This window comes from Serratia sp. K-E0102, from assembly GCF_029962625.1.
Lineage (GTDB): Bacteria > Pseudomonadota > Gammaproteobacteria > Enterobacterales > Enterobacteriaceae > Serratia > Serratia sarumanii.
Genome location: NZ_CP124754.1, coordinates 4,615,495 through 4,631,450 on the forward strand (window position 1 = coordinate 4,615,495; position 15,956 = coordinate 4,631,450).

The window sequence follows — 15,956 nt, forward strand, 5'->3', positions numbered from 1 at the left end:
CGGCGAAAGTGCTAACCTATTGAAAAAACGGGGCAGGCATCCAGCAACGCGCCGAATGCCTGGCGAAAAAGACTAACTGTTGGTCAAAATTTTTGTGGGTTACGCCATTTCCACACGCGGCTGACGCACCAGCGCCAGCGCCTGCTCCACCACCCGCGCATCGGCGCCCGGCTTGTGGGCGTTCTCGCTCAGGTGGCGACGCCACTGGCGCGCGCCCGGCACGCCCTGGAACAAACCGAGGATGTGGCGGGTGATGTGGCCGAGATAGGTGCCGTTGGACAGCTCGCGCTCGATATACGGATACAGCGCTTCGACGATCGCCACGCTGTCCGGCACTGCGGTCTGCGCGCCGAACAGTTCGCTGTCGACCCGCGCCAGGATGCCCGGATTCTGGTACGCCTCGCGCCCCATCATCACGCCGTCCAGATGCTGCAGGTGCTGCCGCGCCTCCTCCAGCGTTTTCACCCCGCCGTTGATGGCGATGGTCAACACCGGGAAATCCCGCTTCAGCTGATAAACGCGCGGGTAGTCCAGCGGCGGCACTTCGCGGTTCTCTTTCGGGCTGAGGCCGGAGAGCCAGGCCTTGCGCGCGTGAATGGTGAACATGTCGCACTCACCGCGCCCGGCGACGGTCTCGATAAAGTCGCACAGGAAGGCGTAGCTGTCCTGATCGTCGATGCCGATGCGGGTCTTCACCGTCACCGGGATCGACACCGCGTCGCGCATCGCCTTGATGCAGTCGGCGACCAGCGTCGCCTGCCCCATCAAACAGGCGCCGAACATGCCGTTTTGCACGCGATCGGACGGGCAGCCGACGTTGAGGTTAATCTCGTCGTAACCGCGCTGCTCCGCCAGTTTGGCGCAGTGCGCCAGCGCGGCCGGATCGCTGCCGCCCAGCTGCAGCGCCACCGGATGCTCTTCTTCGCTGTAGGCCAGGTAGTCGCCTTTACCGTGGATGATCGCGCCGGTGGTCACCATTTCGGTGTACAGCAGCGTTTCCTTGGTCAGCAGGCGGTGGAAGTAACGGCAATGACGATCGGTCCAGTCGAGCATCGGCGCGATGGAGAAACGATTGGCGGCGTAGGTTGGGGCGTGGTTGTCTTTCGTCATGCTGAGTTACTGGCTACCTGAGTCTGTCTGGGTTCAACGAACGGCGCGCGGCCGCAAACGGCTATTATAACGACAATCGGCGCCGTTGGGAAAACCGCCTTATCTGCGCCCTATTCCAACGCGCGGATAACCCGGCACGGCTGCCCCAGCGCCAGCACGTTGGCCGGGATGTCGCCGGTCACGATGCTGCCCGCGCCGATAGTGGTGCCGTCGCCGATGGTCACGCCCGGCAAGATCACCACGTTACCGCCGATCCACACATTGCTGCCGATGGACACCGGCTGCGCCGAGGTGCGGAAAGGGAAAGCCGGGTCACCGGTAAAGCGTTCACCGGCCTTCAGCGGATGACTCGGCGTGTAGATTTGCACGTTGGGGCCGATCAGCGTGTTGTCGCCGATGGTGATGGTATTGCAGTCGAGGAACACCGCATTGACGTTGATAAAACAGTTCTTGCCGATGCGGACATGTTGCCCGTAGTCGCACCAGAACGGCGTTTCGATCCAGCTCGCCTCGCCCCAGGCGCCGAACAGTTCGCCGAGCAGACGGTTTTTCTCGTCCGCCTGATGCGAATCCAGCTCGCCCAGGCTTTTGGTCAACGCCCTGGCCCGATGGTACATAGCAATCAATTCTTCATCGCGGCTGTTGTACACCTGGCCGCTTAACAGCTTCTCTCTTTCCGTCATCGTACAATGGCTCCTGCTCATCACGCGGGTGAAGCGCGTTATACCGCTCTCGCCCGCCGCTCTCCAGCGCTAAAACCGGCAATGTTGATTTGTCGCCCTGCGGCGGGGAAAAGTTGTGATGCATCTCTCTTTTAGCGCACTCTGCGCGCCTTTCCCTGCGCAATCCTCAGGGGAAAAGGGGGCAACTCTCGGCGATTCGCCGTAATCATGGTAAAATCGGCTTTTTTACGTACCGGGATATTTGCGATGAACTCAACCACCCAGGAAAAGCTGCTGGCGCAGGCGGAACGCCTCTGCCAGCAACGCAATGTGCGATTGACGCCGCAACGGCTGGAAGTGCTGCGTCTGATGACTCAGCAACCCGGTGCAATCAGCGCTTATGACCTGCTCGATCTGCTGCGCGTCGCCGAACCGCAGGCCAAGCCGCCGACGGTATACCGCGCGCTGGATTTTCTGCTGGAGCAAGGGTTTATCCATAGAGTGGAATCCGCCAACAGCTACGTGCTGTGCCACCATTTCGAACAGCCGATGCACACGTCCGCACTGTTTATCTGCGACCGCTGCGGCCAGGTGACCGAACGCACCACCGAAGGCGTAGAGGAAACGCTGCAGAAACTGGCGCAGGAAGCCGGATTTGCGCTGCGGCACAGCGTGGTGGAAGCGCACGGTCTGTGCGCCGGCTGCGTGGAGGTTGAGGCTTGCGACAGCAAGCATGACTGCGCCGAACACGATCACAGCATCGCCATCAAGAAGAAGTAAGACGAAGTCAGGTACCTCCCTGTACCTGCGGCCGGGGCGCCAGAGGATGAGAGCGACGCCGGCCTGCGCTGGGCAAGCCGCCTTCAATGGCGGCCCTGCAAATTACCAGCGGTGTTTGGTGTGTTCTTCCCAGGCCTTCACCTCTTTCTCGGCCGCCTCTTTCTGGTAACCGTAGCGCTCCTGGATTTTGCCGACCAGCTGTTCGCGTTTCCCTTCGATGACCGTCAGATCGTCATCGGTCAGCTTGCCCCATTTTTCCTTCACTTTGCCTTTCAGCTGCTTCCAGTTACCGTCGGCTTGATCTTTATTCATAGTCTCTCCGTTAACCTGTGGTGAATCAGTGATCCCTGTCGCCGGCCGGGGTTAACCAGAAATTTTTCTGGCTGATGCTCCCTTCACCTTAAGGAGCACCGTTCCCCTTCATTTACCAGCCACATGATTCATTCTAGTTAAACGTGGAAATAAAAAAGCCAAAACACAGAACAAAAAACCATTAACTGACAAAATAAAAACAAAAAACGCCAGCAAACAACGAACTAACGCGAACGAGACCAGGCTGAAAACATGTAAGCAAACATGACGGAAAACATAAGAAAAACTAATTATTACCCCAACAGAACGCCCGGGTTAATGTGCGGTAAACCAGCTGCCGCGCACCTGGTGGCGGTGCCAAATCCAGCCCAATGCCACGCCGCGCAACGTCAGAAACACCGCCAGCGCCAGCCAAAGCCCGTGGTTGCCAAGCAGCGGCACGCTGAACAGCGTCAGACCATACCCTGCCGCAGCCACCGCCATGCTGTTACGCATCTCGGCGCCGCGCGTGGCGCCGATAAACATGCCGTCCAGCAAATAGCACCACACCCCGACCAGCGGCAGAATGACCTGCCACGGTAAATAATGGGCGGCCAACGCACGCAGCTCCGGCAAGGAGGTCAACGCCGCCACGATCTGCTGGCCGGTAACGGCATACGCCAGGCCGAAGGCCAACGCGACCAGCCCCGCCTGCCTGCAGGCCGCGTGCCACACCTTACGCAGTTGGCTATCGTCCCGGGCGCCGTAGGCGTGGCCTGAATGGGCCTCCACCGCATAAGCGAAGCCGTCGAGCGCATAGGCGGTGAACGTCAGCAGATTCATCAATACCGCATTGACCGCCACCACCTCGCTCCCCAGACGAGCGCCGAAAATGGTCAGCGACGCAAAGCACAGTTGCAGCAACAGTGAACGCAGCATGATGTCGCGGTTGAGCGCCAGCAGGCGACGCAGATCGCCGCGCCAGGCCTGGCGCAGCATCGGCAGGGTAATACCGCGCAGGCGCATCACCCGCCACGCCAGCCACAGGCCGAGCAACAGCGTGGCGTATTCGGCGATGGCGGTGGCCGCCGCCGCCCCTCGCACGTTCCAGCCCAGGCCCATCACCAGCCAGATATCCAGTACGATATTCAGCAGGTTGCCGACGATCAGCAGGATCACCGGCGCCCGCACGTACTGCACGCCGAGCAGCCAGCCCAGCAGCACCAGATTGGCCAGCGCCGCCGGGGCGCTGAGCCAGCGGATCTCAAGAAAACGCCGCGCCTGTTCCAGCACTTCGCCATCGCCACCGACGATCCGCAGCGCCAGTTCGATCAGCGGATAACGCAGCAGGACGATCGCCGCTCCGGCCAGCAGCGCCAACAGCAGCGGTTGCATAAAGGCGCGCGCCAGCGCCTGCGGGTTCTGTGCCCCCAGCGCCTGCGCCGCCAGGCCGGTGGTGCTCATGCGCAGGAACAACAGCAGCATGAACAGGAAGCTGGTCGCCACCGCGCCGATCGCGACGCCCCCCAGATAGATCGGGCTGTCGAGGTGGCCGATCACCGCGGTGTCCACCAGCCCGAGCAGCGGCACGGTAATATTGGAGAAAATCATCGGCAGGGCCAGGCGCCACAGAGCTTTATCGGTGTCGCTGGTAAAGGCGGAAATCAAGCGCATGATGAGACGTTCCCGTAGCGGTGGCGAATGGCAAGGTCAGAAACAAAAACGCCCCAGAACAGGGGCGATTGATACAGGAGGCGGCACTGAGGGTGCGACGATTAAATCCAGTCGCCGTTGCGGATCACGCCGACCGCCAGCCCTTCGATAGTGAAATTCTGCTGACGCAGATCGACCACGATCGGTTGGAATTCGTTGTTCTCCGGCAGCAGTTCAACCACGTTGCCGTGCTTTTTCAGGCGCTTGACCGTCACTTCGTCTTCGATGCGCGCCACCACGACCTGGCCATTGCGCACGTCTTGCGTTTTGTGCACCGCCAGCAGATCGCCATCCAGAATGCCGATGTCGCGCATCGACATGCCGTTCACCCGCAGCAGGAAATCGGCGCTCGGTTTAAACAGGGAAGGATCCACCTGGTAGTGCCCTTCGATGTGCTGCTGCGCCAGCAGCGGCTCGCCGGCGGCGACGCGGCCGATCAGCGGCAGCCCTTCTTCTTCTTCCATCAGCAGGCGGATACCGCGCGAAGCACCGGAGACGATTTCGATCACGCCTTTGCGTGCCAGCGCCTTCAGGTGTTCTTCGGCGGCGTTAGGCGAACGGAACCCCAGACGCATCGCGATCTCGGCACGCGTTGGCGGCATGCCCGTTTGCGAAATGTGCTCGCGAATCAGGTCGTAGACCTCTTGCTGTCTGGTAGTTAGTGCTTTCATTCCGCCCCCTGTTTGTTTATACAGTCTTGCTGTGAGTATATACAGGTAAGCGCGGATTGGGAACCGAAGATTAAATAAAAATCAGTCAGTAGGCGCTTTTCGTCAGCCGAAGTGCTGCCATAAGACCGTGCCCCAAACGAACAGCGCGAGCACGATCGCCAGCGACACCGCCGCCGATCCCATGTCCTTGGCCCGGCCGGACAGCTCGTGATGTTCGCTGCCGATGCGATCCACCACCGCCTCGATCGCGCTGTTCAGGATCTCGACGATCATCACCAGCGCTACCGATCCGATCAATAAAATGCGCGCTATCGCACCCACATCCAGCCAGACAGCCAGTATGATAGCCAGGAGGGTGACCACCAGTTCCTGGCGGAACGCCGCTTCGTGTTGCCAGGCGGCGGAAAGCCCTTTATAGGAATAGCCGGCGGCCTTGATGATGCGGGTCAGTCCGGTTGCTTGGTTTGCCATGTTTTCGTGCCTTTCTCAGAGGTCGGTCATAATAAAAAGAGTCTAGAACAGTCCGCGCTGACGGCTCTCGGATTTCGAACACCACAGATCTGCTACCCGGTTTCTGGTATGCTTGCGGCGCATTGCTAACAAGAGGCTTCACGTTGTTATGTCAGGTTGGCGTAAAATTTATTATAAAATATTGAATTTACCACTTAAATTGTTGGTAAGAAGTAAGGTCATCCCTTCAGATCCGGTTACCGAGCTAGGGTTGGATCCCTCACGGCCGATTTTGTATGTTTTACCTTACAATTCCAAGGCGGATTTGCTGACGCTGCGCACCCAGTGCCTAGCGCAGGATCTGCCCGATCCGCTCAACTCGCTGGAGATCGACGGCACCGTGCTGCCGAGCTACGTGTTCATTCACGACGGCCCGCGCGTGTTCCGCTATTACACCCCGAAAGAAGAGTCGGTAAAGCTGTTCCACGACTATCTGGATCTGCATCGCAGCAATCCGGATCTCGACATTCAGATGCTGCCGGTTTCGGTGATGTTCGGCCGCTCGCCGGGCCGCGAAGGCCACGGTACGCCGCACCTGCGTCTGTTGAACGGCGTGCAGAAATTCTTCGCCGTGCTGTGGCTCGGCCGCGACAGCTTCGTGCGTTTCTCCAACACCGTTTCGCTGCGCCGCATGGCCACCGAACACGGAACGGATAAAACCATCGCGCAGAAACTGGCGCGCGTGGCGCGCATGCACTTCTCGCGTCAGCGCCTGGCCGCCGTGGGCCCGAGCCTGCCGGCCCGTCAGGATCTGTTCAACAAGCTGTTGGCGTCCAAAGCGATCGAAAAAGCGGTCGAGGACGAGGCCCGCAGCAAGAAGATCTCGCACGAGAAAGCCCAGCAGAACGCCATCGCGCTGATGGAAGAGATCGCCGCCGATTTCTCCTACGAAACCGTGCGCCTGTCCGACCGCGTGCTGAGCTGGACCTGGAACCGGCTGTATCAGGGCATCAACGTCACCAACGCCGAGCGCGTGCGCCAGCTGGCGCAGGACGGCCACGAGATCGTCTACGTGCCCTGCCACCGCAGCCACATGGACTATCTGCTGCTGTCCTACGTGCTGTATCACCAGGGCCTGGTGCCGCCACACATCGCCGCCGGCATCAACCTCAACTTCTGGCCGGCCGGCCCGATCTTCCGTCGCCTGGGCGCGTTCTTCATCCGCCGCACCTTCAAGGGCAACAAGCTGTACTCGACGGTGTTCCGCGAATACCTCGGCGAGCTGTTCACCCGCGGTTACTCGGTGGAATACTTCGTGGAAGGCGGCCGTTCCCGCACCGGGCGCCTGCTGGAGCCGAAGACCGGCACCCTGTCGATGACCATCCAGGCGATGCTGCGCGGCGGCACCCGTCCGATCACGCTGGTGCCGATTTACATCGGTTACGAGCACGTGATGGAAGTGGGTACCTATGCCAAAGAGCTGCGCGGCGCCACCAAGGAAAAAGAGAGCCTGCCGCAGATGCTGCGCGGCCTGCGCAAGCTGCGCAACCTGGGCCAGGGTTACGTCAACTTCGGCGAACCGCTGCCGTTGACGGCTTACCTCAACCAGAACGTGCCGCAGTGGCGCGAGTCGATCGATCCGATCGAAGCCCAGCGCCCAAGCTGGCTGACGCCGACGGTCAACGATCTGGCCGGCCAGATCATGGTGCGCATCAACAACGCCGCCGCGGCCAACGCCATGAACCTGTGTTCCACCGCGCTGCTGGCCTCGCGTCAGCGTTCGCTGACCCGCGAACAGCTGATCGAACAGCTCGAGTGCTACCTGCAGCTGATGCGCAACGCGCCTTACGCGCGTGACGTCACCGTGCCGACGCAAACGCCGAACGAGCTGCTGGATCACGCGCTGAACATGAACAAGTTCGAGGTGGAGAAGGACAGCATCGGCGACATCATCATCCTGCCGCGCGAGCAGGCGGTGCTGATGACCTATTACCGCAACAACATCCACCACCTGCTGGTGCTGCCGTCGCTGATCGCCAGCATCGTGATGCATCACCGCCGGGTATCGCGCGCCGAGCTGCTGCGCCAAATCGGCATGATCTATCCGATGCTGAAAGCCGAGCTGTTCCTGCATAACGACAAGGAACAGCTGCCGGAGGTGCTGCGGCCGGTGATCGACGAGCTGATCCGTCAACAGCTGATCTGCGACAAAGGCGACGAGCTGGTGCTGAACCCGGCGCGCATTCGCCCGCTGCAGCTGCTGGCCGCCGGGGTGCGCGAAACCCTGCAACGCTACGCCATCACCATGTCGATCCTCAGCGCCAACCCGAGCATCAACCGCGGCGCGCTGGAAAAAGAGAGCCGCATCATGGCGCAGCGTCTGTCGGTGCTGCACGGCATCAACGCGCCGGAATTCTTCGACAAGGCGGTGTTCTCCACCCTGGTGGCAACGCTGCGCGAAGAAGGCTATATCAACGACAGCGGCGATGCGATCCGCGAGCACACCCTCGAGGTGTACAACATGCTGAGCGATCTGATCACGCCGGAGATCAAGCTGACCATCGAAAGCGTCAACATGCCGGAAGAAACCAACGCCCTGCCGCAATCCGATGCGGAAGAAGAGAAAGACGAGTGATTTCGCCCGGCGCTGAAACACAAAAGGCACCCTCGGGGTGCCTTTTTTCTTGCGGAAGGGAAGCGTTACGTCGGCAGATAGCTCAGCGCGATGCCGATGAACACCACCAGCCCCACATAGTTGTTCTGCAGGAAGGCCTTGAAGCAGGCCTCGCGCTCGCGGCCGGCGATCTGTTTCTGCTGGTGAATGAACAGCGCGCCCGCCAGCAGCAGTGACCAGTAAAACGCCCCGCCGAGCTGCGCCAGATAACCGACCCACACCAGCAGCAGCAGCGTCGCGAACTGCAGCAGCCCGACGATCAGCTTGTCATAACGGCCGAACAGGATAGCGGTGGATTTGATGCCGATCTTCAGGTCATCGTCGCGGTCGACCATCGCATACAGCGTGTCGTAGGCCACCGTCCAGCAGATGTTGGCCAGCAGCAGCAGCCAGCAGCTGAGCGGCAGCGATTCGCTGACCGCCGCATAGCCCATCGGAATGCCCCAGCCGAACGCGGCGCCCAGCACGAACTGCGGCAGGTTGGTCACCCGCTTCATGAACGGGTACGCCCAGGCCAGCGCCAGCGCCGCCAGCGACAGCCAAATGGTCATCGCATTGAGCGTCAACACCAGGCAGAATGAGACCAGCACCAGCACCACGAACAGCACCTTGGCCTCTTTCGCGCTCACCCGGCCGCTCGGCATCGGCCGCCCGGCGGTGCGTTTCACGTAGCCGTCCACCGCGCGATCGGCGTAATCATTCACCACGCAGCCGGCGGCGCGCATCAGGAACACGCCGAGCACGAACACCAGCAAAATCGACAGCGGCGGCACGCCTTTCCCGGCCAGCCACAGCGCCCACAGCGTCGGCCACAGCAGCAACAGCGTGCCGATCGGTTTATCAATGCGCATCAAATGGCTGTAAGCCCGCCATTTACTTTGAGTCACGCTTCCCTCCAAGGTCTTGCTCTCCTCTCTTATGCAGGAACCGCTGAATACAGCGGCGAAGCCGGTAAAAACAGTTCGGTCAGCAACAGCGGTTTGCCCGCCAGCCGCAGCCGTGAACGGCGCGCCCACAGCGCGTCCTGCCGGCCGATATGAATATAGTCGCGGGTCAGCTCGCCGCTGCTGAACAGGTAGCGCCCCAGCGGCAGCGTGCCCAGATCCACCAGCGCCTGGTCGGGGCCGGTCAGCGTATTTTCCGGGATCACCGTGCGCCCCAGCAGCCAGGGCTGGTCGTCGCCCAGCAGCACCACTTCGCGCAGCCAGTAGCGCGGGCTGTCGGGCAGGTGCTTCGCCTCGTCGCCCAGCGCCTCGCGCGTGACGAAGCATTCGCGCTGCGGTTCGACGCGCACCTGGGCGCAATGGCGTTCAAATCGGCGGGTCATGGAGCCTAACTCCATCAGCCAGTCGCTGACGGCGGCGGGCGCCGGAGGATCCTGTTCGGACAACCACTCCAGCGGCGGCAGGATGGAATCCCTGATGCCAGACATTGCTTTACTCCTCGCCTGAACCGCAGCCGGTACGGCGCGCCAGACGATACAAACTGTTAACAGGCCCCCATTGTAGCGCAGAAATGCGAAAGCGGCAGGCTGATTCGTGGCGAAAACGGCAGGCCTATCGGCCGGAAAAACCGGGGTTCTGTCATCTTTTTGCCATCCGTATTCTCTATCTTCGTTCCCCGGCACGATGACGATTCTGTGATCGCCTGCAAAGTTTCATCTTTGTCGCGTTGTTTTATCTACGCGCGTAGATACTCTGACACCGCAGCGTTGAATCGCCATGCGTCCGACATCATTTGTCGGCACACCTTTGTTGCCGGCACCAGGGAAACCATCTTTAACCGCGCCCCTCCAGGCGCAGAACAAAAGAGGATAGCACCGTCATGAGCGAAACAACGCTTGCCACTCCACAGACCGCCGACGCCGCGCTGGCGGCCGATGAACGCCTGGCAACCAAAGAGGGGCGCAGCCAATTTTGGCGCGCCACCTTCTCCTGCTGGCTCGGCACCGCCATGGAATACGTCGACTTCGCGCTGTACGGCCTGGCGGCCGGCATGGTGTTCGGCGATGTGTTTTTCCCCGAGGCCACGCCGCTGGTCGCTCTGCTGGCCAGCTTCGCCACCTACTCAGTCGGTTTCGTCGCGCGGCCGATCGGCGCGCTGGTGTTCGGCTGGATTGGCGATCGCAAAGGCCGCCGCGTAGTGCTGATCACCACCGTGGCGCTGATGGGCATTTCCACCACGCTGATCGGCCTGATCCCGTCCTATGCGCAAATCGGCGTCTGGGCGCCCACCTGCCTGGTGATCCTGCGCTTCGCGCAGGGGTTCGGCGCCGGCGCGGAGCTGTCCGGCGGCGCGGTGATGCTGGCGGAATACGCGCCGGCCAAGCGGCGCGGGCTGGTGGCCTCGATCATCGCCATCGGCTCCAACAGCGGCACCCTGCTGGCGTCGCTGGTATGGCTGCTGGTGCTGCAGCTCGACAAGGAAGATCTGATGAGCTGGGGCTGGCGCATTCCGTTCCTCGCCAGCATTCTGATCGCCGGGGTGGCGCTGTACCTGCGCCGTCACGTGCGCGAAACGCCGGTGTTCGAGCGCGAGCTGCAACAAAACCACCAGCGCATGCTGGACGCCGCTCAGGCCGCGCCGGACTCACGCAGCTACCTGCAGCGCACCAAAGCGTTCTGGGTGATGCTCGGCCTGCGCATCGGCGAAAACGGCCCCTCCTATCTGTGCCAGGGCTTTATCGTCGGCTACGTCGCCAAGGTGCTGATGGTCGATAAATCGGTGCCGGCGCTGGCGGTGCTGATCGCCTCGCTGTGCGGTTTTCTGGTGATCCCGCTGGCCGGCTGGCTGTCCGATCGCTTCGGCCGCCGCGTCACCTACCGCTGGTTCTGCCTGCTGCTGGTGCTGTACGCCTTCCCGGCGTTCTGGCTGCTCGACAGCCGTGAACCGGCGATCGTCATCTCGGTGATCGTGGTCGGCATGTGCATCGCATCGCTGGGGATCTTCGGCGTGCAGGCGGCCTACGGTGTCGAACTGTTCGGCGTGAAGAACCGCTACTCCAAGATGGCGTTCGCCAAGGAGCTCGGCTCGATCCTCTCCGGCGGCACCGCGCCGCTGATCGCCACCGCGCTGCTCTCCGGCTTCGGTCACTGGTGGCCTGTCGCCGCCTATTTTGTTGTAATGGCGGGCATCGGCTTAATCACCACCTTCTTTGCTCCCGAAACCCGCGGCCGCGATCTCAACCTGCCGCAGGATGCCGCGTAGCGAGAAGGCGAACAGGATCTTAATTTGGATAATCACTCCGCGCGACGCGTTACCCGCGCCGACGTGGCCCGCGTAGCGGGCACCTCCGTCGCCGTGGTCAGCTACGTGATCAACAACGGCCCGCGCCCGGTGGCGGAAGCCACCCGGCTGCGCGTGCTGGCGGCGATCGAGCAGACCGGCTACCGGCCGAACGACATCGCGCGGGCGCTGGCCTCCGGCAGCACGCAAACCTACGGGCTGGTGGTGCCGGATATTTCCAACCCGTTCTTCGCCACTCTGGCGCGGGCGCTGCAGCAGGAAGCCTTCAGCCGCGGCCGCGTGCTGCTGCTGGGCGATGCCGGCGACGATCGTCAGCGCGAGTATGAGCTTATCAACAACCTGCTGCGCCGCCAGGTCGACGGCCTGCTGTACACCAGCATCGATCGCCACCCGTGGTTCGATCTGATCCGCGCTTCCGGCACCCCCTGCGTGATGATAGACACCATCGACAGCCAAGCCGGCGTCTGCGCCATCCGCGTCGACGAACGCGACGCCGCCTGCCAGGCGACCCGCCATCTGCTGCAGCACGGCTATCGCGACATCGGCATTTTTATCGGTCCGCTGACCATGCTCAACGCGCAGGATCGCCTGAACGGCTGGCGCGATGCGCTGCTGGAGGCGGGCATCGCGCCACGCGACGCGTGGATTTTCGAAGCGCCCTACACCCGCCAGGGCGGTTACCAGGCCACCCAGCGCCTGGTGCAAGGCCCGCGCCCGCGCGCCGTTTTCACCTCCAACGAGCAGCAGGCGCTCGGCTGCCTGTCGGCGCTGGCGGAGCATGGGCTGCGCGCGCCGGACGATCTGGCGCTGATCTGTTTTAACGGCACGCAACAATCCGAATTCAGCGTGCCGCCGCTCAGCGCGGTCGAGCAGCCGATCGACGCCATGGCCAAGCGGGCCATCGCCATGCTGGCCGCCGGCGCCGCGCCCGCCGAGCTGCATGAATTCGCTTTTCAACTGCGCATCCGCCGTTCGTGCGGCTGTTAGCGGTTTTTCAGGACACCTTATATGCGTTTAATCATTGATTGCGATCCCGGCAACGGCGTTCCCGGCGCCAACGTCGACGACGGCCTGGCGCTGGCCCTGGCGCTGGCGGCCAAACCGCAGCTGCAGCTGGAGTTGATCAGCATCGTGGCCGGCAACACCCCGCGTGAAGTGGGCTTCGCCGTCGCCACCGATCTGCTGGCGCAGAGCGGCTATCAGGTGCCGGTCGCCCTCGGCGCGGCGCGCGCCCTGAGCGAACCGCCGGAGCCGTGGCGCGCACACCTGGACCGCCCGATCGCCGATCCTAAGCTGGCGGCGCTGTGGCGTGACCTGCCCGCGCCCCCGCTGGCCAACGCGCCCGCGCCGGACGCCGCCATCGCCATCGGCGAACTGATCTGCCGGCATCCCGGCGAGATCACGCTGGCGGCGATCGGCCCGTTGACCAACGTTGCGCACGCCATGCAGCTTTACCCGCAGATGGCGCAGGCGGTGAAAGAGATCGTGATTATGGGCGGCGTGTTCAACGTTGAGGGATATATCAAGGACACCAATTTCGGCCTGGATCCGGAAGCGGCGCGGCTGGTGTTGAACAGCGGCGCCGCTATCACGCTGGCGCCGCTGGACGTCACCACCCAGACCATGCTGACCCAGGCGGATCTGGCCGCGTTGACCCAGCCGGATACCCCGCTGTGCCGCTATTTGCGCGCCACGACGCAGCCGTGGATCGACTATTCGCGCCATACGCGGCGCCTGCCGGGCTGCTGGATCCATGATGCGCTGGTGATCGCCTGGCTGCTGGCGCCGCAGCTGGTCACCACCGAGATGTTTCATGTGGATGTGGCGCTGGAAGGGGCGTTGACGCGCGGCAGCTCACGCCGCTGGCGGCCGGACAGCCTGCGCCTGACGGTCGGCATGCCGGCGCCGCAGGGCAAGCCGGTGCGCGTCATGCAGCAGGTGGACAACGCCCGTCTGCTGGCGTTGATCGGCGCAACGCTGGCCCGCGGATGAAAAAAGGTGCGCCAAAGCGCACCAATCATCGAGCCAGCATCGGCAGCGCCGGGTGTTACCCCTTGCCTTTAACGCTGCTGATAAACGTTTTACGCGCGGTGGCCGAGCCCAGTTTCTCGGCCTCATTCATCAGCTTCAGCGCCTTGTCGATATCGCCCGCCTTCACCGCCTGCTTGATGCCGTTATTGAAGTAGCTTTCGGTATCGTTGAGCATCGGCTCCGCCGGTTTCTCCGGCGCTGGCGCAGGCGCCGCCACGGCGGCAGGGGCGGTCGAGCCCACCACCACCGGCGCCACGGTCGGCGCAGGCTGCAGCATGCCGATCATCACGTTGCCGGTGCCCTGTTCCGCGGTCACCTTAAGCTTCAGCGTGCCGGTCGTCGCGTGGCCGGCGATCGGATCCGGGATATCCGGCACCGCGTTGCCCACGCCCTGCGCATAGGCCTTGGCCGGGTTGGTCAGCTGCGTGGTTTTCGCCAAGTCCTGGCGGGTGGTGTACACCAACAGGTAAATCTGTTTTTGACCGAGCGCCGGCGTCAGTTTCAGCGTGCCTTCGAGGCGATCGGAGGACATCGCCCCCGGCGGCTGATACGGGAAATAGCTGCTCGGGTAATACGCCGCCGGGCGCAGATGCTCATCCAGCACCAGCACGCTCGGCGCGTACAGCGAATTGTTTTTGGCGAGGCTGCTCAGCGTCACTTCCAGCGAACCGCGATCGGCCGGCAGCGTATAGGCGGCGATCGCTCCCTGAATCTCGCCCTGATTGAGCTGCGGGCTGACGGCGTCGAGCTTCACCTCTTGCGACACCGGCGGCTGCAGCGGCTGCCACGGCAGGCTTTGCAGCGTGGCAGCGCTGATGGCCGGCGCGACGGAAACGTTGGCCGGCGTGTCAGCGTTGGCCGCCAAAGGCGCGCCGACGGTCAGCGCCAGCGACAGGCAGAGTGACAGCAGATTCTTTTTCATCGTTATATCCTCTTTCAGCGCCGCGGCGGATCAGGCAAGAGATCCGGCCGCGGCGAATGTGGTTGGGGGAGAGCCGATGGCCCTCCCCGCCCTGTCGTCGTTACCACCAAATTTCCATCTGGGCGCCGAAGGTGACTTCGTCATCCTTGCCGCGGCTGAAGGTATGCATGCTGGTGTCGTTGTAAGCGGTGCCGGCGTTATACCCGGTGTCGTCACCGGTGGCGTAGCCCCACTTCTCATCCCACTTGGCGTAGGTGGCGAACAGACGGATGGCCGGACGCGACCAGATGCTGTTGCCCGCCTGCCACTGCTGCGCCAGGGTCACTTTATACTGGCCGTTGCGATCGCCGGTGCGCTGGGATTTGACGTTGTCATAGCCGGCTTCCAGCAGGGTGCTCATGATCGGCGTCCATTTGTACATCGGGCGCACGCCCACGGTGTACCAGGTGGTGCCGTTGTTGTTATCGCGGTCGATGTCCTGGAACATGGCGACGTACATCAGCGCCCATTGATCGTTGAAGTCGATGGCGCCGTGATCCAGCACGCGGATCATCTTGCCGTTGTTATCGATGGTGGCGCCTTCGTTGCGGCCGTTGTTCTGCGAGGTCATCGAGTCGGTGGCGTACTGCAGCACGAATTTGTTGTAGCCGTTCAGGATGCTCTGCGTGTGTTCCGCAGTGAACATCCAGCCGTCTTTGCTGGCGCCGTCGGCCAGGCGATAGTTATCCTGCGCATTGGCGCGGCCGTAGTCCACGCCCAGCTCCAGGGTGCCGCCCGGGTTCAGCTCCAGGCCGGCCAGACGCAGGTCGAAGGTGTCGTTGACGGTTGGGCGCTGTTTCCATTCGTTATCCAGGTAGCCGTAAGAGCCGCCGGATTCGGAGTTGCGGGTCACGGCGGCGGACAGCTTGCCGAAGCCCAGATCGATGTTTTCCAGACCGGCGCCCGGGCCGGAGATATCCCAGTAGTAGAAGTCGATCATGTGAACGTCATGACGCTGATAGAAGCGCTTACCGGCCCACAGCGTGGAGCCCGGCAGCCAGTCGATCAGGTTTTTACCCTGCACGTTGACTTCGCGGAAGCCCGGGGTCACGTCTTCCCAGTCGGAACGTTGCGAGACCGAATAGGCCAGGTTGGTGTCGAAATAGAAGCTCTTGTCGCCTTCTTTCCACACTTCCTGCCCCAGTTTCAGTTCGGCGTAGGTTTCGCATTCGTTGCCGAGACGGTATTTGCTCGCGGCACCGGTGGCCTTGAAGCACTGTTGCTCACCGCCGCTGCCGGTCCAGCCGATGCCGGAACGGGCGTAACCGTGAAAATCCACGGCCAGCGCCTGGGTAGAGAGAACACCGGCGGCGACAGCCAGTGCCAGAGGAAGTTTGCGCAGAGTAGTCATCATTATTCTCCTGTTA

15 protein-coding genes are annotated in these 15,956 nt (G+C 62.4%); 5 read left to right on the top strand and 10 right to left on the bottom strand.

The features are described 5' to 3' along the window. Nucleotides 1–99: 99 nt before the first annotated feature. Together dusA and SSARUM2_RS21870 are read right to left on the bottom strand one after the other, a co-directional pair. Nucleotides 100–1,110, bottom strand: a complete 1,011-nt coding sequence (dusA, locus tag SSARUM2_RS21865; protein WP_060453151.1) for a tRNA dihydrouridine(20/20a) synthase DusA — start codon at nt 1,108–1,110, stop codon at nt 100–102. Nucleotides 1,111–1,220: 110 nt separating this feature from the next. Then, nucleotides 1,221–1,793, bottom strand: a complete 573-nt coding sequence (locus tag SSARUM2_RS21870) for a sugar O-acetyltransferase (RefSeq protein ID WP_033649710.1) — start codon at nt 1,791–1,793, stop codon at nt 1,221–1,223. 246 nt (nt 1,794–2,039) lie between these two features. On the opposite strand from SSARUM2_RS21870, the gene zur reads away from it, so the two are divergent. Then, the gene (zur, locus tag SSARUM2_RS21875) at nt 2,040–2,552 is read left to right on the top strand and encodes a zinc uptake transcriptional repressor Zur (RefSeq protein ID WP_015379223.1); all 513 of its coding nucleotides are present in this window, start codon (nt 2,040–2,042) and stop codon (nt 2,550–2,552) included. 102 nt (nt 2,553–2,654) lie between these two features. Here the strand turns inward: zur and SSARUM2_RS21880 are convergent, their stop codons facing one another. From SSARUM2_RS21880 to SSARUM2_RS21895, 4 genes are all read right to left on the bottom strand, one after another. Beyond that, the gene (locus tag SSARUM2_RS21880; protein WP_033636203.1) at nt 2,655–2,864 is read right to left on the bottom strand and encodes a CsbD family protein; all 210 of its coding nucleotides are present in this window, start codon (nt 2,862–2,864) and stop codon (nt 2,655–2,657) included. A 315-nt stretch (nt 2,865–3,179) separates the two neighbouring features. Next, complete coding sequence (gene dinF, locus SSARUM2_RS21885) at nt 3,180–4,517, bottom strand: MATE family efflux transporter DinF (RefSeq protein WP_033636205.1); 1,338 nt, start codon at nt 4,515–4,517, stop codon at nt 3,180–3,182. A gap of 101 nt (nt 4,518–4,618) precedes the next feature. Continuing rightward, nucleotides 4,619–5,227, bottom strand: coding sequence for a transcriptional repressor LexA (gene lexA, locus SSARUM2_RS21890; RefSeq protein WP_004936736.1), 609 nt, complete (start codon nt 5,225–5,227; stop codon nt 4,619–4,621). A 102-nt stretch (nt 5,228–5,329) separates the two neighbouring features. Continuing rightward, the gene (locus tag SSARUM2_RS21895; protein WP_015379225.1) at nt 5,330–5,698 is read right to left on the bottom strand and encodes a diacylglycerol kinase; all 369 of its coding nucleotides are present in this window, start codon (nt 5,696–5,698) and stop codon (nt 5,330–5,332) included. A gap of 148 nt (nt 5,699–5,846) precedes the next feature. Between SSARUM2_RS21895 and plsB the strand changes: the two genes are divergently transcribed. Beyond that, nucleotides 5,847–8,312, top strand: a complete 2,466-nt coding sequence (gene plsB, locus SSARUM2_RS21900; protein WP_060388483.1) for a glycerol-3-phosphate 1-O-acyltransferase PlsB — start codon at nt 5,847–5,849, stop codon at nt 8,310–8,312. 65 nt (nt 8,313–8,377) lie between these two features. Here the strand turns inward: plsB and ubiA are convergent, their stop codons facing one another. Both ubiA and ubiC read right to left on the bottom strand, forming a co-directional pair. Next, nucleotides 8,378–9,250 (bottom strand): 4-hydroxybenzoate octaprenyltransferase, encoded by an 873-nt coding sequence (gene ubiA / locus SSARUM2_RS21905; RefSeq protein WP_033654716.1) that lies wholly within the window; start codon nt 9,248–9,250, stop codon nt 8,378–8,380. 17 nt (nt 9,251–9,267) lie between these two features. Further along, nucleotides 9,268–9,783, bottom strand: a complete 516-nt coding sequence (gene ubiC, locus SSARUM2_RS21910; RefSeq protein WP_033636208.1) for a chorismate lyase — start codon at nt 9,781–9,783, stop codon at nt 9,268–9,270. A 392-nt stretch (nt 9,784–10,175) separates the two neighbouring features. Here ubiC and SSARUM2_RS21915 point away from each other — a divergent pair, with 392 nt between their 5' ends. From SSARUM2_RS21915 to SSARUM2_RS21925, 3 genes are read left to right on the top strand one after another with little or no spacing between them, the layout of a single operon-like run. Next, on the top strand, nt 10,176–11,558 hold the full coding sequence (locus tag SSARUM2_RS21915) for an MFS transporter (protein ID WP_033654718.1): 1,383 nt from the start codon (nt 10,176–10,178) through the stop codon (nt 11,556–11,558). Nucleotides 11,559–11,582: 24 nt separating this feature from the next. Then, nucleotides 11,583–12,584: a LacI family DNA-binding transcriptional regulator gene (locus SSARUM2_RS21920; protein WP_060453152.1), complete on the top strand. Its 1,002-nt coding sequence runs from the start codon at nt 11,583–11,585 to the stop codon at nt 12,582–12,584. A gap of 21 nt (nt 12,585–12,605) precedes the next feature. Then, nucleotides 12,606–13,589, top strand: a complete 984-nt coding sequence (locus SSARUM2_RS21925; RefSeq protein ID WP_049195299.1) for a nucleoside hydrolase — start codon at nt 12,606–12,608, stop codon at nt 13,587–13,589. A gap of 55 nt (nt 13,590–13,644) precedes the next feature. On the opposite strand, the gene malM is transcribed toward SSARUM2_RS21925, so the two are convergent. Continuing rightward, nucleotides 13,645–14,550 carry a maltose operon protein MalM gene (gene malM / locus SSARUM2_RS21930; protein ID WP_049195300.1) on the bottom strand — a complete coding sequence of 302 codons (906 nt, stop codon included), beginning with the start codon at nt 14,548–14,550 and terminating at the stop codon, nt 13,645–13,647. 100 nt (nt 14,551–14,650) lie between these two features. Continuing rightward, nucleotides 14,651–15,940, bottom strand: coding sequence for a maltoporin (locus tag SSARUM2_RS21935; protein ID WP_015379233.1), 1,290 nt, complete (start codon nt 15,938–15,940; stop codon nt 14,651–14,653). Nucleotides 15,941–15,956 lie beyond the last annotated feature (16 nt).

What these genes read in the sequence shown, in the direction of transcription:
- dusA (WP_060453151.1), bottom strand. Translation starts at nt 1,110, where the DNA reads ATGACGAAAGACAACCACGCCCCAACCTACGCCGCCAATCGTTTCTCC.
- SSARUM2_RS21870 (WP_033649710.1), bottom strand. Translation starts at nt 1,793, where the DNA reads ATGACGGAAAGAGAGAAGCTGTTAAGCGGCCAGGTGTACAACAGCCGC.
- zur (WP_015379223.1), top strand. Translation starts at nt 2,040, where the DNA reads ATGAACTCAACCACCCAGGAAAAGCTGCTGGCGCAGGCGGAACGCCTC.
- SSARUM2_RS21880 (WP_033636203.1), bottom strand. Translation starts at nt 2,864, where the DNA reads ATGAATAAAGATCAAGCCGACGGTAACTGGAAGCAGCTGAAAGGCAAA.
- dinF (WP_033636205.1), bottom strand. Translation starts at nt 4,517, where the DNA reads ATGCGCTTGATTTCCGCCTTTACCAGCGACACCGATAAAGCTCTGTGG.
- lexA (WP_004936736.1), bottom strand. Translation starts at nt 5,227, where the DNA reads ATGAAAGCACTAACTACCAGACAGCAAGAGGTCTACGACCTGATTCGC.
- SSARUM2_RS21895 (WP_015379225.1), bottom strand. Translation starts at nt 5,698, where the DNA reads ATGGCAAACCAAGCAACCGGACTGACCCGCATCATCAAGGCCGCCGGC.
- plsB (WP_060388483.1), top strand. Translation starts at nt 5,847, where the DNA reads ATGTCAGGTTGGCGTAAAATTTATTATAAAATATTGAATTTACCACTT.
- ubiC (WP_033636208.1), bottom strand. Translation starts at nt 9,783, where the DNA reads ATGTCTGGCATCAGGGATTCCATCCTGCCGCCGCTGGAGTGGTTGTCC.
- SSARUM2_RS21915 (WP_033654718.1), top strand. Translation starts at nt 10,176, where the DNA reads ATGAGCGAAACAACGCTTGCCACTCCACAGACCGCCGACGCCGCGCTG.
- SSARUM2_RS21925 (WP_049195299.1), top strand. Translation starts at nt 12,606, where the DNA reads ATGCGTTTAATCATTGATTGCGATCCCGGCAACGGCGTTCCCGGCGCC.
- malM (WP_049195300.1), bottom strand. Translation starts at nt 14,550, where the DNA reads ATGAAAAAGAATCTGCTGTCACTCTGCCTGTCGCTGGCGCTGACCGTC.
- SSARUM2_RS21935 (WP_015379233.1), bottom strand. Translation starts at nt 15,940, where the DNA reads ATGACTACTCTGCGCAAACTTCCTCTGGCACTGGCTGTCGCCGCCGGT.